Here is a 17,035-nt window from a genome sequence, read left to right as displayed (position 1 = left end):
AGTAAAAATCTAAAATATAATATACCTAATGATGAACAAACAATGGTACTATGTGAAGAGTGGAGACAAAAAAGGTCCATATCTGGTAAATGAATTGAAAGGGAAAATTGGAAAGGAGACTTTACTTTGGTGTGAAGGCATGAAAGATTGGGAAAAAGCCAAACAGATTGCTGAATTTCAAAGTTTTTTTGAAGTAACTCCACCGCCTGTCCCGGGAAGCAAAGAGGCGAATAGTAAAACCTTTTCTCGTTTGTCAGACAGTGTTGTTTATGCATGGGGTTTTGTATTGCTTACTATTATAACTAGCATTCTAGAGCTTACCGGTAATGAAGAAGGGCGATTTTCTCGATTGGTTATTTTTCTTAGCGCAAGTGCTTTGGTTCGGATATTTCTTGGTTTACGAGCATACTTCTCCCGAATCCTTAAAAATGAAAGTCTGAGCCGAACCATGGGCTGGTTAATTGCAAGTGTGATTCCAATTTATCTTTTTGAAGTAATTGCAAGTAGAGAAGGATTTGAAGACCGTATTTCTGGTGAATTGTTGGGGGTTATGGGAGTGGTTTTAGTAATAGCACTGATCATACATGTTTATCAGTTTGTTCGATTAAGAGGAAAGCTATCCAATGAAAATGCTACAGGAATCAAAGATTTGAGAACGTTTGCCACACTACAATTAGTGCTTTTTCCAACTGCTTTGATTTTAGCGATAGTATATGGTGAAGAAGATTCTTTCTCTATCCTTGAAACGATAATCGAACTAATTCCGCTTTATTTTTTAATCACAGGCCTGCAAAAAATAGAAGATCGGGTTGTGCCGAAGATTGCTTAAAAAATAGAACGTAATAAACATTCTTAGCTACGTCGGCTTATGGCGGAGGTCAGTTGTAGATTTGTATTTTGAAAAATGGATGTCACAATAAAGCAAAATATTTATATCTCAAAATTCACAATGAAGGATAATTAAATTCATTAAGAGATGATCATTTAAGGGGAAGTTGAAGAATACGAAGAATCTAAAACTGAGCAAATAAGAAAAGACTAAAGTATAACACGATTGTAAATGAAACTATTAATAAATTAATAATTATGTTCGCAGAAAAAGATACAGATCGATTGAAAGATCAATTCGAAAAAGAATTTAAAGATTTTAAGAGAAATATTAAAAAGCCTAACATATTAATATTGGGTGGCACTGGAGTTGGTAAAAGTACGCTAATAAATATGGTTTTTGGTGATGATACGGTTAAAACCGGGGAAGGAAAACCAATAACAAAGGGAATTAATAGAATTGCTCCTGAAAATAAGGATATTGTCCTTTATGATACGGAAGGATTTGAGTTAGGTGATGAAAATAATACTAAGTTCAAAAATGAAATTATTGGGTTTGTTAAAGAGAGACAAAACGAGCCACTTGAAAATCAGATTCATATTGTTTGGCAGGTAATTGCTGCAAGTTCTAATAGAGTAACTGATTACGATAAGGAATTGAATAAGGTAATAAAAGATTTGGGGATTCCAATTGCAGTAATCTTTAGTAAATGTGATGAGGTATCTATGGATGATACTGAAAAAAGCGTGAAAGAATTGTTTGAGTTTTCTTCCTTTGACCAAATTTTCCAAAGTGCAGAGTCTCCATTTTTCGCAACTACCGTTCAGGAAATGCAAGAGTCCGAAGACAACTTAAACGTTTCTAAAATTGTAAATTGGTCTATAGGCCAATTGCCAGATATGTTAGTTGACGGATTTGTTGCAGCCCAGGTAAGTAACTTGTCGGCAAAACGTAATAAAGCAGATAGTATCATTCTTCAACATTCAGGAGCGAATGCATTGGTTGGATTTAGCCCGATACCTTTTTCAGATGCACCGATTTTAATTACTAGCCAAACAGGTATGTTGGTGCGAATTTTATATGTGTATGGAATGGGTGACGCTAAATCGATAGCTAAAGGAATAATGACTACATCAGGAACTTCCATTGTAATTTCTAATTTGGGAAAAAGTATCGTAGGTAATCTATTAAAGTGTATTCCAGGTGTTGGAACTGCTGTAGGTGGAGCAATAAATGCAGGTGTTGCAAGTGCAATAACCTATGCAATGGGGAAAGCAAGTTCCGAATTGACATATCAATTTTTAAAATCCAATTTGAGTAAACATACTGATGTAATTGGTGATTTTGCTAAACTGTTTAATGATAATTTTGAGCAATTGTTTAAAACATATTACAAGAAAAACCAATAATGAAGGGATATAATATAGCCATCATAGGAAAGTCAGGAGTAGGTAAGAGTTCTTTGGTTAATTACCTTTTTGGTAAAGATATTGCCCAAACCGGTAGCGGAAAACCCGTTACCGGTCGCGGGTTCCATCTTCACAGAGGAAGTGTAGATAACAATACCATTAATTTGTATGACTCCTTAGGTTTGGAGGCAGAAAAAACGATTCCATGGTTATCTGATTTTCAAATATTTCTAAAGGATAAAAAAGATACAGTTGATGTATCCAAGTGGTTGCATAGTGCCGTATTCTGCTTGTCTGGTGAAAATGCACGTATTGAAAGTTTTGAAAAGGAAATTATTAAGGTCCTTTTAAAGGAAAAATTAAATCCTGTTATTGCCATAACCAAAGGTGATGCCAAAAGTGCTGCCAACTTTGCTATTGAGGTTGAAAACGAAACAGGGATAAAACCTATTTTAATTTGTAGCGCTGAAAAAACAATAAAGTGGGGGAAGGCTAATGGCGCAAGCAAAACTAAATTTGGTAAAGATGATCTGTTGGAAAAGATCAAAGAGTCCTCCATTTCGTCTTTTTACGAGCGAATGAAGGTCATTCTAGATTTTAAAAAGAGGGAGTTTCAAAAAAACATTACCATTAACGTGTTCAACGTTTTTAAAGATAAATTATTGAAGGAATCAAATTCTTTTAATACGATTAATAAATCAGCCTTAAAAGAAGTAGAATCGGATATCGAAAAAGCATATCTACGTGTACAAAAAAAAGCAGAGAGGCGCTTAGGTGATATCTTTTCTGACGCTCTTAGTTTTTATGAAGTGCAAGTACTTGTGCCACTTTATAAAAGTTCAGGTAGTTTTCAAAAGGACAATTTAAATGTTTCCAAGGAAGATTTATGGAAACTTGATGCCCATGAAAATGTACTTTCAACATTTTTACAAGGCCTTATATTGCCTATTCGAGGTATTATTTTTGTTTTTGACTATTTCTTTAATGAGGCATTGCCAACAATTGGAATTGGAACAGTCATTAACGAAATGAAAGAGAAGATTCTTGCTGAGCACACCAACGATAAAGAAATACATGATTATTATAAGGAAAAACTAGTAGTCTAACATTACTTGGAATTTGTGGCTATTTGTATGCAAAGTTGAAGACTTGATTTTTTAAAGTTGTTTGTGTTTATGCAATTACAATACAATGGTAGCCGAGTCAAGATGAATATGTGAAGAAGAGGATTATAGAAAAGACATAGAATCTAAAATTTAGAACTACAATATGGATTATAACGAACTAGATAGTTTTCTAAACTCTGTGGATATACCAGAGATAAAAACGAAACCAAAAACCTTTCTTGGGATTGCCCGCCAACCTCATTACGAAAATGTATTATCAAATTTATATGCATTTTATTTTGATGTGAACGAAGAACATGGATTGAAGGATCTATTCATTGCTTCACTATCTCAGCTAATAGAAGAAAGTGAAATAGGGAAGGGAAAAGAAATAGTTTTTGATGACGGTTTTGATATTGAAACAGAATCTGCTACTAATGATGGAGGAAGAATAGATTTACTGCTTTCAAATGATTCCCATGCCATAATTATAGAAAATAAGGTTTATCATGGTTTGATTAACGATCTGGATGACTACTGGGAGAGTATAGAGAGCTCTTTAGAGGAAAATAAGATCGGGATTGTGCTTTCTCTGTATAAGATTAAGCAGATTAACCATCCGCATTTTATTAATATAACGCACCTTGATTTTTTCAAGTGTGTGATGGTAAATTCTGGTAAGTATTTGCTAAATGCCAACGATAAGTACCTTGTTTATTTAAAAGACTTATATCAAAATATCATTAATTTGAGCACCAATACTATGGAAAAGAAAGATTTAGAATTTTATTTTGATAATAATCAAAAGATAAATGAACTGTTAGAACTTAATGATAGCATTAGAATACATATTGCTGAAGAAGTTGAAAAAGGAATTGGTTTGCTCGATTATGAATTTTATATAGCTAGGAGAAGTGAGTGTGATACTAGACGTTTTATTTCTACAAAATGCGATAAGCTTTCAATAATGATATCCACAGAACATTTATACACGAATGTGAACGCTATTGGTATACTCGTGGAGGTTAAAGGCGATGCAATTAACGCTTGTGAAAATCTTAAGAAAGAATATTTTACAAAAGAAGAATTCGAATCCTCCATGGATATAGACTACAAAGGACGTGATGATGAAGGTGTTTTTCAGTTAGCTGGACAATGGGAATATCCAATCACTACAGAACAAATAAGTAACCTTAGCCAATTTATCGTGGATACAATAGAAAAAGATCATCTCCTTCCTATCTTCAATAAGCTAGAAGATTTTTTTGTAAAAGAAGAGGCTAAAGAAGAGTTGGTTGAAATCGCTTGATCAGCCTTTTTAAAGAACTATTAATATTCTGTTATTAATTTATTTACTTATTGAATAATATGGAAACACTTTTTAAACAGGTAGAAGTAATTACGAGTAAGTATGAAAAGGTTGATTTAGTTTCAGGAACTAAGTTTAATTTATTTAAAATACTTGATATCACTTCAGATGAGGTCAGATTGCATACGAGATTAATATCTGATTTGCTTGACCCAAGAGGTTCGCATGGGCAAGGTAGCCTCTTCCTATCACATTTTATTAAAATATTAAAAATAGAAGCTTTCGATCATGAGTCAGCTACAGTTTATCCTGAGATGAGTATTGGTGAAACGACGGAAACAACTGGGGGACGAATAGACATTTTTATCAAAGATGCTTTGAATAATAGTATTACGATAGAGAATAAAATATATGCCAGAGATCAGGAAAATCAATTAGTAAGGTATTACAATCATAGTCCTCAAAATCTCTTTTATTTAAATCTATTGGGAACTGACCCAACCGATAAAAGCAAAGGGAAATTAAAAAAAGATAAAGATTTTAAAATTATCTCTTACCGGAATCAGATTATATGCTGGTTGGAAATATGCCGTAAAGAAGCGGTAGAACTCCCTTTGTTAAGAGAGGGAATTTCACACTATGTTAATTTGTTGAAAACACTGGTTGGACAATCAAGAAATAAGACTATGGAAAATGAAGTGAGAGATTTGATCGTATCAAGTAAAGAAAATCTAAAAACCACTGTGAAATTAAATCAAACATTGACTGCTGCTAAAATAAAATTACAGTGGCTATTTTGGAAAGAGCTTATGAATAAATTTGAAAGTTTAGAGCAATATTCAATTTGTGATAATTCAAAAAAGGTTGATTGGCAAAAAGTTCGTGGCTATTATGAGAAAAGTAAGAACAGGGATATTTATTATGGGCTTTGGTTAAAGATTTTCGAGAAGGATGATATTACAATTTATTACGGAATAGAAATTGAAAAAGACATCTATTATGGTTTTACGATTGAACGAAATGGTGATGAAGGAATTTCTGAATTGGAAGAATTTGCTGCATATCGAGATGTGATTAAAGAAATAAATAGCGATTATGAATCTACGCCATATTGGTTAGGATTTAAATACCCAGAGGTTAGACTTAATTTTAAAGACTTTAACTCAGAGGCAATATTTAATCTTTGTGATAAGCAAGTACTAAGCGAAAATGTGGATAGTATTGTGAATGAATCAATAAACGATATTCAGTCGTTTCTAAAGAGATTAGAACAGATCTAATTGATGCTGCACTAGAGTAAATACCAAACACTTGTGGTATTGGAGAACAAGTTCGTGATTCTATTATTGCCGAATATGAAAAGATAAATTAGATAGCATAATGAATCTCATATAATAAAACCAAATTTAAAGCATGAATATTTTCCGAATATTATCCTCCAATGATGGATCCATTAATGAACCGAATGTAAGTTCATTTTTAGCTTATCTTTTAAATCCGAATGAGGATCATGGCATATCAGGACTGCTTTTACAAGAAATTCTGAATGAATTATTACTTGTAAACGAGGATTTCTTACAAAAAATAAAGTTCGACAATAGAATTACTGATCTTTCGAAATATTCGGGATACTCAATAAATATTGTGCCCGAAATGGCGGTAAATTTGAATGGTGATGGCAAAAAGAAACGCCGAGATATAGACATACTTATTGAGATCACTGATGACAGATCGAAAGAAGTGTTGTATGCAATATGTCTGGAAAATAAAATTACTGATGCCTCTATCAGCAAAAAAGATTCTCAGTTAGAAGATGAGCTAAGCGGATTAAGAAACTACTACAAGGAAAATGACCTAAGTCCTGAGATATACGTGGTTTATTTGACACCAACTCCATCGGAAATTTCAACTTACTCTCTCAATAAGCTGGATTATAATCAAAAATGCCATATTTATTGGGATAAACACGAGAATTCAATATTTAACAAGCTGATAAAAATATTTAAAGATGAGGAAAATGGATTTGTCGATCCAATTAACAATCAGTCATCGTATTTGATTAAATCCTTTTTGTCTTTTATAAAAACGAACTTTAAAAGCTATGTTGAGGAACGCAAAGAAATACAGGAGAAGAAAAGTTACGGAAAACCGGTAATTGATCTCTTAAACGATTTCGCAAATAATTTGGAGTTTGATAAGGAGTATGCCATTGCCTCAATAAAAAATAAATTCTCGGCTTATGTGTTAAATGTTTCCGGTTTAGAATTAAACAATGGAACACGAAACGCACACATTACACTAGCAACAGTTAATGATAGAAATAGAGGGCATTATGGCGTTAAGAAGCCAGATGATGAACGAAAGAACATCTTTTATTATACTGATGATTCCCGAAAAAAATTGAAGCGATTTAGCCTACAATGTTCGAAGCTTCTAGACATTTATTTTAAAAATGGAGCTGAAATAGAGGTCGTTTCCACTTTGGAAATACCAAAAGAAGAGATTAGTTAGTCATGTTTTGGCACAACAGCTCCTTACATTTGCCACTAAACCTTAAAGAACAAACAATGCGAAATCCCTGGAGAAACTTAAATACCGATCTAACCAGCATCCATCCCTTGGACATGGAATTGGTGGAGGAATTTAATGCCACAGCAAAAGAAGAATATAAATTCTGCAAAACACTATTGCCTGACCCTTATATTGGTAGTTTAAAAGCCAATGTTTTATTCCTGACTTTAAACCCCGGTTTAAGTGCTGAAGATTATAAAACCCATGCAGATGAGAATTTTCGTTTTTTGTACAAACAAAACCTTGCACAAGCTAAAAACGACTATCCTTTTTACTATTTAAACCCAGAATTGGATTGCCCCGGTTCTAAATGGTGGCGAGGCAAACTTCGTTGGTTTATAGAAGAAATAGACGAAAAACAATTGGCTCAGAATATTTGCTGTTTACAGCTAATGCCATACCACTCGGTACAGTTTAAGCAACCAAAACATAATTTACCAACACAAGAATATACCAAAGAAATTGTAAAAGCCTTTATGGCAAAAAATGCACCAATTGTTTTTATGCGAAGCAAAACAAAATGGGAAGCATTGGTGTCTGAACTAAAAGAATACAATAACTCTTTTGTACTGCGAAACTCTAGAAACCCAACTTTTAGTCCAAAGAACATGGGGGAGGAGAGTTTTCATCTGCTCTTAAAAAGTGTATGATTAGGAATTGTGTTTATAGTTGTTAACTGGGTAAACAAAATAGATTAATGATAAAAGTAATTGAAACATAGAATTATTTTTTTTAAATAAATATTCTAAATAATGTGGTTCGAAAAGTTAGTGGGATTTAAGGAAGATAATCCAGATCAGGTTAGAGCAAATATTAGCATTGAAGGAAATAAATTAATCTCTAAAGTAAATTCAGAAGAATTCACATTTGGAGAACTTAAAGTATCCTCTTTGGAAGATTTGAGAAATCAGGCTCCTGCTTTGGATAAGTATAAATCTAAAATATCAGTTTCTGAAGAGGTGGGAGATGTTCAGGTTTTTCATCAAGATAAAGCCAATAATGGCGCCTTGTTTCAGGCAGCTTCCCAGTTTAATCTTTTAGAAATGGTAGGCCCTCAAATAACGCCTGAATATGGCGTTGGAATTTATGAGAATGATCGCACACAGGGTCCTGCATGTGCAATAGCTTGTGGAGCAGGAACAATTTATAGAAACTATTTTGCCGAAGTGAATGGACAAATAGGACAGTCTGCACACAATCAAATTGACTGTCTTGATGAAATAGGGAAAGAGCTGGGGAATGATAAACAAGCCCTCTGGGAAATGAAAAATGGTTATGTTTTAGCCAATTCCGAAGGTTTACAAAATATCAGCAGACAAATTAAAGGCAAATCACATCAGGAGTTCGAAAACCTAAAAGGCAAACTTAAAATTGGAATTCAATGGAATAGCCAGGTTACGATTGGAAATACAAGCAATAATGTAACACAAGCTTATTGTTCGGCCTTGCCTGTTGCCTACTCACATGCAAGCTCAGAACATTGGGAAAGCTTTGCTCGACTGATATTAGAAGCCACTTATGAAGCCACATTTTATGCTGGATTACTGAATTACGAAAAGACAGGTTACAATAGAGTCTTCCTAACCCTGGTTGGTGGTGGTGCTTTTGGAAATGAACCAGAGTGGATAACTAATGCAATTGTGAAAACAATTCATGAATTTTCCAACACTCCTCTCGATATTAGAATTGTGAGTTATGGTCAATCAAGTTCGATCGTGAGTGCATTAGTGAATTGTATAACAGGATAAGGATCTCCAGCTTCCGCAGATTTGTAATCTGCGGGTAAGGAGTTAAGGATTATCAATCCTGTGAGGTAATATTTTATAATGAAATAGGTAAAAGCTAAGCTTACTACAATCTGTAGAGACTTAGCTTTTTACTATTTTAATTTTGCTGGATAATCAGATAACTACCTGATCTATTTATCGTCCTGTTGAAAGATTCGTTTCACTCCTTTTTAAAAGGAGATTCCTTTCTCGATTAATTACGAATCCCTTGTAATTTGGCACACTTGACACCCCCAATTTTGCCTCATTTTTACTACATTGCAATGTTAAGATAAACACAACTGATGTATAATGATGATTTCTTATCTCAAAAAAGGAGATCGTTACTGTAAATCATTGTATACATTCTTATTAGAACTCATTGAATAAAAATTTAAGATAATATAATGACAGTACAAGATCAGATTACATCTATAACTCCAGGAGTTAGAATTACTGTTAGAGGAGAAGATTTCTTGGTGACACAGAATAAAAACCACATTGTTGAAGTTGAGGGGATCACAGAATTAGTAAATGGCATGAAATTTTCCTTTGATTTAAAATTGGAGAATTTTGATATCATAACCCCTGAAAATACCATTTTGCTTGGAGATCAATCTCCAAATTATCGTAGAACGAAGCTTTTTATTGAAACGACACTTCGTAATTCATCGCATTATACCGAATCCATCGAAATAGCTGATAAAGCAGCCATAAAAGCAACAAATTATCAATTTGAACCAACCATTAAGGCTTTGGGATTACCAAAACCACGAATATTGATTGCTGATGCTGTAGGTCTTGGTAAAACAATTGAGGTGGGTATCTTTTTGTCTGAGTTGATTCGCCGTGGTAAGGGAAATAAAATTCTGGTGGTGACACCGAAATCAATTTTAGCCCAATTTCAGCAAGATATTTGGGCCCGATTTGCTATTCCTTTGGTGAAATTGGATAGTACGGGTATCGCTCGCATTAAAAATATACTCCCAACAAACAAGAACCCATTTGATTACTATGATAAGGTAATTGTTTCAATTGACACTCTTAAAAACAATGCCAAATTTCGTCACAATCTTGAAAAAGTGCATTGGGATATTATTGCTATTGACGAGTGCCATACAGTAGCAAATTCTGCCAGTCAAAGGGGTAGTTTGGCGAAATTCTTATCTACGAAATGTGATGCTATGGTATTGACGTCTGCAACACCACATAATGGTAAAAAAGAAAACTTCGCCAACCTAATTAAACTATTGGATCCAACTGCCATTCCTAGTGATGGTGATTTTATTAAGGAAGATATAGCTCCTTTATATGTTCGGAGATTTAAAAAAGATGTAGAATCTGAAGTAGGTGATTCCTTTAGAGATAGAGTCACTGAAAAACTTGATTGTAAACTTTTTGACGAAGAAGAGGACGTTTTGGAGCTTATCAATAATTTCAAACGAGAGGCGTTTGAGGAAGCTGATGGTAATATGACTTATGGAATATTGCTATTTTCCATTGGGCTATTTAAAGCTTATATGTCTTCTCCAAAAGCTTGTTTAACGACTATTTCAAAACGGTTAGAAGGTGGCAATGATGAGGAAAATGTCTCAGAATTTTTGTGTGATTTAAAGAAAAGGATCGAACATATTATAGCAAATAAACTAGATGCTAAATACTTGGCTCTGAAAGAACAGCTAAATATTCTGAATTGGAAGGGGCGTAAAAAAGATGAACGCATAATTATTTTTGCTGAAAGGTATGCTACTTTGAATGAACTGGAGGAAAAGTTGAAAAATGACTTTTCGTTGAGTAATTCAGCAGTTGTTCAGTTTAATGGGAGTCTTTTAGATACCAAACAACAGGATCTTATTGAAGATTTCTCAAAGGAAGACAGCGAAATCCGACTGTTTCTTGCTTCTGATGCAGGTAGCCAAGGGGTGAATCTTCATTACCATTGTCATCAAATGTTTAACTATGATGTGCCATGGTCAATAATTACCCTCGATCAACGTAATGGACGTATCGATCGATTTGGCCAGACTGAAACACCTTTTATCTACTATCTAATAGCAAATTCTAAAAACGACAAGGTACAGGGGGATATTAGAATTTTGGAGAGATTAAAAGAAAAGGAAGACGAAGTTTACAAAAACTTGGGAGATGCCGGAAATGTTTGGAAGTTATTTGATGCCAAAGAAGAGGAAAATTTAACGATAAAAGCTATTGCGAGCTCAGACCTTTCCCTTGTTGACGATAGTAAAGAGGAAGAGACGGATTGGCTGGATATTTTTAGTGTAGAAGAGAACAATAAATCTAATGGGAATCAAGTCTCTTTTGATTCTGGATTCACTTCATTTTACCCCAACGAATTTTCCTACTACCGTAATCTAGTTGATGAAATTGTAAATTCGGACGAACATTGGAAGTCACGTTTTTCAGTTGATAATGAAGATTCTATTATCGAAATCAGTCAGGATAAAGAACTATCACTTGATGGTGTGTTGTATGATTTACCAGAAAATGCCTTTCCTACAAAGAAGGATACTTTTAAATTAACGACGAATAAGGAAATTGTAGAACGAGCTATCGAATCAGCGCGTAAAAAGAAAAATGTATGGCCTAAATTTCAATTGCTTTACGATTTGCACCCTATAGCGCGCTGGATGCAGCATAAACTATTGGCTAAGGTCGATAAAGGAAGAGCATTGGTAGCACGAATGCGACATCCACTTCCTGAAAATTCGGCTTGGTTTGTATTTCAGGGTATAAGTTCCAACGGTAAAGGACAAGCTATCCTCTCTAAGAACTTTGTAATAGGGAGATCATTTATTGGTCAAAGCCAGGGGAACTACGAAAGCTTTAGCGATTTTATAAAAGAGTTTCGATTATCCGACACCTTACCAACATTAGAGGTAGAAGATAACCAACTTAAAATACTGCAGGACATGTTACCCGGTGCTGTTGAAATAGCAAAATCACTTTACACCTCACAATTGCAAGGTAGTTTAGAGGATGATTTGGAAGATAAATTGAAAGTGTACAAAACACGAATAGACAATTGGTTGGATGATTCTGAAAACCAACTGGAGTTAAAGTTTGGTAAGGTAGAGAGCGTTAAAAGTTCGAAACGAGATCAACGAAAAAAAGACGTTGAAGCGGTACACAAAAATACGAATAATTTCTATCAGGAAATTTTCCAATTACGAAATCAACCCTTTTTACGACTATTGGCAGTTTATTACAATGCTTAAGATGATGTTATTATGATTCGATTTATTAAAAATATAGGCGACTACTTTTCCCAACACTTTTTTAATGATGAATTCCCAACAAAGGTTTTTAATCGTGCGGGTTTTGTCACGACACAAAAGGATAATGATGGGAATGATCTTGAAAACCATATAAGTAGTATCAATAAAAAAGTGTCACCCTTAAGCGAGAAGTATTTTCGTTTTAAGAACGATTATTTAAACTTACATAGGGAGAAGGATAGAGTTAAGTTGACTCATGATTTTCATACCGAGGTGCTTAAGGTATTGGGTTATCTTGGGGTGCATCAGGAATATGAATATCCCATACATCTGAATGAGGATGAAGTAATACCCGTGCGTTATCGTTTTACCAAAGCGGATAAGCCTTACTTGTATGTCATGGAAATGAAAGCCATGATACAAGAGGGAGAACATGATGCAAATGGTATTTATGACCAGGTATATAATCTGGACGATTGGCAAGACGTATTCCCCGATACATGGGAAAATTATGCGCTTAAACCGGATGTGATAAATGAAGCACTTTCCGAAATGTTTTTATTGCCCGAAGAGCAACGCCCTCAGTATGTCATCTTATTGGCGGGTCCTAAACTATTTTTAATTCATTACGAAAAATGGAAATATGATAGTTTCCTATTATTCGATCTGGAAGAATTATTTGATGAGGCTAAGCTTCCTGCATTTAAAAATTACCTTTCTCTTTTTTATGGCTTACTGGCTAAAGATCAGTTTATTTCTGATTCCGATAGCATATTGCATACGCTCGAGGAAGATGCTCATAAAGCAGCTTATGGCGTGACTCAAACCTTGAAAAAAGGTGTGGTCTATGCCGTAGAGAATTTAGCAAACGAAGCCATCGAATACAAACTTCGTAAAGCGGCTAATTCTATTGAAGAACAACGTAAAATAGTAGAACTTCGAAAAGATCCCAATTTTGCCAGAGAATTAAAGGATGAATGTTTAACAATCGTTTATCGACTATTATTTATTTTTTATGCTGAGGCTCGTGAAGATTTAGAGATTTTACCTGTTAAAGATGCCGTATATCAGAAAGGCTATAGTCTAGAAATGTTACGCGATTTGGAAATGGTGGAGCTTAAAACGGATTCATCACGCAATGGTACCTTCTTCTCGGAGAGCTTATGGAAATTGTTTGACTTTCTTCATAAAGGATCTCCCGCAGGAAATGGTTTTGAAATGAAACCATTGGATTCTCCAATGTTTGATAATACCAAATTGCAGCACTTGAGTGGGGTTCAATTTAGAAATCATGTATTAAAGGAAATAATCCTACGTTTATCACTTTCAGAGCGTACTAAAAATAAAAGCATTGGGCGCATATCCTATGCCAATTTGGGTATTAACCAATTAGGGAGTGTTTATGAAAGCTTACTGGCCTACTCTGGTTTTTTTGCCAATGAAAACTTAATAGAAGTAAAAGCAGCATCTGACAAAACAGGTAAGGAGGGTACATTTTTAGTACCTAAAAGCCGACGTGATGATTTTAAAGAAAATGAAATTCTAAAAGATCCGGAACATCCCGATCAGGATGCAGAAATCGAACGCGGTAAATTTGTTTACCGCCTGAATGGTCGTGACAGAAAGAAATCAGCCTCTTATTATACGCCTGAGGTATTAACCCAGTGTACCGTAAAATATACCCTGAAAGGCATTGTTGACAAATTAAAAGAGAAGCAAAATATTATTGATGGGGTATTTCATGGCGAATATTGTGCTGATGAAATCCTAAAACTGAAAATTCTTGAACCAGCCATGGGAGCTGCAGCTTTCCATAACGAGGTGATTAATCAATTGGCGGTAACTTATTTGGAGTTAAAAGAAAACGAGGAACTACATAAAGGACGAAAACGAATTACCCCGGGGAATTACAACGATGAATTACAAAAAGTAAAAGCTTTTATTGCAGCCAACAATGTATATGGGGTCGATTTAAATCCCACAGCTGTAGAACTGGGTAAATTGTCTTTATGGCTTAACTGCATGCACAAAGACATGGAAACCCCATTCTTTGCTCACCGTTTGGCTACAGGGAATGCCGTAGTAGGGGCTTGGTTAAAGGTATATGAAGTTAAGGATTTTAATACAGAGTTCCCTTCTGAAGGGACACTTTCTCAGCGCAACAAACCAATTGCCAAAGCTTGGTGGACAAAAGCCCCAAAACGAGTGCAATGGAACAAGCAAGGAAAATTGAACCGTAATGTGGATAAACAGGTTTATCATTTTTTATTGCCTGATAAAGCAATGGTAGCAAGTTTCAACAGCCAGCTGCTTAAGGAAGAGCTGACAAAGGCACAAAAAGATAAATTCACGACTTGGAAACATGAATTTTGTTCTCCTTTAAATGGTGAAGAGGTAAAACAAGTAGTAAAACTATCTCGATTAATTGATGTATTGCTCGAAGAACACTACCAAAAAATAACCGCCATTGCGCATGACACAGCTTCACATTACCAATTATATGGGGATTCTTCGCCAAAATTGGCTTTAAAAAACTACGCCGATAAAGAACGATTAACCGATAGTAAAAATAACCGAGCTGGAGCTTATCACAAATTACGCACCATTATGGACTATTGGTGCGCACTCTGGTTTTGGGATGTACGAGATGTGGAGAATTTGCCTGACAGAACAAAATGGTACAATGAATTGACCAATTTGGTGGGTATCAAATTGAGTGATATTGATGAAAATACAAGCACCGATCAAATAAAATACATACTACAAAATCAGGGTGCCAATAAATTGACTCTATTTGAAGGAAACCGCATTGCTAGCGTATTGGAAATGCGCAACCAATACCGCTTTTTCCACAACGAATTGGAATTTATTGAGGTATTTAAAGAACGGGGTGGTTTTGATGTGATTGTTGGGAATCCACCATGGGTAACAATCGAGCTGGATAAAACTGGAATTCTATCAGAATACTATCCGGAAGTTTTTCTTCGAAAATATTCAGCCCCTAAGGTGTCAGATCTACTTTTAAAGGAAATTGAACTATTACCAAAGCTTAAGATTAGTTATTCGAAAGAAGAACTGTGGGCTATATCGACAAAGACTTTCCTTGGAAGTAAACAATGCTATCAATTATTAAGAGGTCAACGAACTGATTTATATAAGTCTATATTAGTTAATTGTATTGATTTTATTAATATTAATGGTTATGTTGGTTTAATTCATCCAGAAAGTATTTATGATGATCCTAAAGGTACCAATCTTCGAAGAGAAGTATATAAAAGATTAAAATATCATTTTCAGTTTAAAAATGAACGAATGCTTTTTCCCGAAATTGATCATCATAATGCCTATAGTACTCATGTATATAAAGGTAAAAAAGAAGATGTTGGTTTCATCTCCATAAATAATCTATTTCATCCCTCAACAATAGATGGTAGTTTTATTCATGATGGGCATGGCATGGCTGGTGGCTACAAGACTATAGATGAACAAACAGGGAAAATGGATTGGAATATTCGATCTCATAAAGACAGAATAATTAAATTCGGTGAAAATGAACTCAGGCTATTGGCTCAAACCTTCGAGAATAGCTCCAAATGGGAGGGTGCGAAATTAGTATCAATCCATACTCGACAAATTCTTTCAGTATTGGAGAAGCTATCGATATTCAATGGAAAAGTAGAAGATTCTAAATACCATATAACGGATTGTTGGAACGAAACTATTGCTGTACAAGACGGAATAATGATACGGAATACTCAGTTTCCAGACATTGATAAATACGAACTCATATATAGTGGACCGCATTTTTTTGTGGCAACTCCTTTGTATAAAACACCACGTAGTGAATGTAAACTAAACTCTGACTATGACGCCATTGACCTTACGATGATAGAAGGCAATTTTATTCCTCGAACCAACTATATACCCGATGAAAATTTGAATAATTTCTGTGATCGTAATAAGAGTAATAATATTGTTAAGTCATGGATTCATGAGTATAAAGTATGTTTTAGCAAAATGCTCTCCATTTCAGGAGAGCGCACTCTTCAGCCTGCAATTATTCCACCAAAAGTATCTCATATTGATGGCGTTGTGACAATTATTTTCAAAACGAATAAAGAATTGATTGAATTTGCAGGTATAAGTTCGTCTCTAATGATGGATTTTTATATAAAGTCTGTCGGGAAGTCAAATCTTCGAGGTGAGTTAATTAAAAAATTCCCGATTGGTATTGATAATTATTTTATCCCTCAATTATTTGTAAGAACCCTTTTACTTAATTGTCTTAACGAACACTATACTGTTTTATGGTGCCAAAACTATCAATCTGAATTTTCTTTGGATAATTGGAGTAAAACTGATATTCGTTTAAAGCCCTTTAATAAACTAACCCAAGATTGGCAATGGGATACACCATTGCGAAATTATTTTGAACGCCGTCAGGCATTGGTTGAGATTGATGTAATTACTGCTATGGCTTTTGGGCTTACATTGGATGAGTTAATTTTAATTTACAATGTGCAGTTTCCAGTGTTGCAACAAAACGAAGCGGATACTTGGTATGATACCAGAGGAAATATCGTATTTACTTTCAGTAGTGGCTTAACGGGTGTTGGCTTAGCCCGTAATGAGTGGAATAAGATAAAAGACCTAGCCGCAGGTGAAACCTATGAGCACACCATTACAAAAAGTGAGCTCTATAAAGGAGAGAAGCAAACTTATTATGCCCCTTTTGATAAATGTGATCGTGTAGAGGATTACAAAACAGCCTGGGCACATTTTGAGAAGGTTTTTAAAGAGAAAGAATAA

Annotated in this window: 10 protein-coding genes; all 10 read left to right on the top strand. The window is 34.6% G+C overall.

What is annotated here, in order from left to right; all coding sequences use genetic code 11:
- Positions 1 to 28: 28 nt before the first annotated feature.
- The 10 genes from ALGA_RS20845 (at position 29) to ALGA_RS20800 (ending at position 17,035) form a co-directional block, all read left to right on the top strand.
- Positions 29 to 829, top strand: a complete 801-nt coding sequence (locus tag ALGA_RS20845) for a DUF4339 domain-containing protein (RefSeq protein ID WP_096432608.1) — start codon at positions 29 to 31, stop codon at positions 827 to 829.
- Positions 830 to 1,086: 257 nt separating this feature from the next.
- The gene (locus tag ALGA_RS20840) at positions 1,087 to 2,238 is read left to right on the top strand and encodes a YcjF family protein (RefSeq protein ID WP_096432606.1); all 1,152 of its coding nucleotides are present in this window, start codon (positions 1,087 to 1,089) and stop codon (positions 2,236 to 2,238) included.
- Positions 2,238 to 3,344: a GTPase gene (locus ALGA_RS20835; protein ID WP_096432604.1), complete on the top strand. Its 1,107-nt coding sequence runs from the start codon at positions 2,238 to 2,240 to the stop codon at positions 3,342 to 3,344. The genes ALGA_RS20840 and ALGA_RS20835 overlap by 1 nt, the downstream gene beginning before the upstream one ends.
- 163 nt (positions 3,345 to 3,507) lie before the next feature.
- Positions 3,508 to 4,653, top strand: coding sequence for a PD-(D/E)XK nuclease family protein (locus tag ALGA_RS20830; RefSeq protein WP_096432602.1), 1,146 nt, complete (start codon positions 3,508 to 3,510; stop codon positions 4,651 to 4,653).
- A 59-nt stretch (positions 4,654 to 4,712) separates the two neighbouring features.
- A complete protein-coding gene (locus tag ALGA_RS20825; protein WP_096432600.1) occupies positions 4,713 to 5,933 on the top strand; it encodes a PDDEXK-like family protein in 1,221 nt (406 codons plus the stop codon).
- A gap of 133 nt (positions 5,934 to 6,066) precedes the next feature.
- Positions 6,067 to 7,164 carry a PD-(D/E)XK nuclease family protein gene (locus ALGA_RS20820; protein ID WP_096432598.1) on the top strand — a complete coding sequence of 366 codons (1,098 nt, stop codon included), beginning with the start codon at positions 6,067 to 6,069 and terminating at the stop codon, positions 7,162 to 7,164.
- Between the two features lie 56 nt (positions 7,165 to 7,220).
- The gene (locus ALGA_RS20815) at positions 7,221 to 7,874 is read left to right on the top strand and encodes a hypothetical protein (RefSeq protein WP_096432596.1); all 654 of its coding nucleotides are present in this window, start codon (positions 7,221 to 7,223) and stop codon (positions 7,872 to 7,874) included.
- A 102-nt stretch (positions 7,875 to 7,976) separates the two neighbouring features.
- Positions 7,977 to 8,972 carry a hypothetical protein gene (locus tag ALGA_RS20810; RefSeq protein ID WP_096432594.1) on the top strand — a complete coding sequence of 332 codons (996 nt, stop codon included), beginning with the start codon at positions 7,977 to 7,979 and terminating at the stop codon, positions 8,970 to 8,972.
- A 425-nt stretch (positions 8,973 to 9,397) separates the two neighbouring features.
- Entirely contained in the window at positions 9,398 to 12,226 is a 2,829-nt protein-coding gene (locus tag ALGA_RS20805) for a DEAD/DEAH box helicase (RefSeq protein WP_096432592.1), read from the top strand.
- A gap of 12 nt (positions 12,227 to 12,238) precedes the next feature.
- A complete protein-coding gene (locus ALGA_RS20800) occupies positions 12,239 to 17,035 on the top strand; it encodes an Eco57I restriction-modification methylase domain-containing protein (RefSeq protein ID WP_096432590.1) in 4,797 nt (1,598 codons plus the stop codon).

Source organism: Labilibaculum antarcticum, from assembly GCF_002356295.1.
In the GTDB taxonomy this organism is placed as follows: domain Bacteria; phylum Bacteroidota; class Bacteroidia; order Bacteroidales; family Marinifilaceae; genus Labilibaculum; species Labilibaculum antarcticum.
Note: the sequence above shows the minus strand (reverse complement) of the source record. Positions and strands in the feature narration are given on the sequence as shown.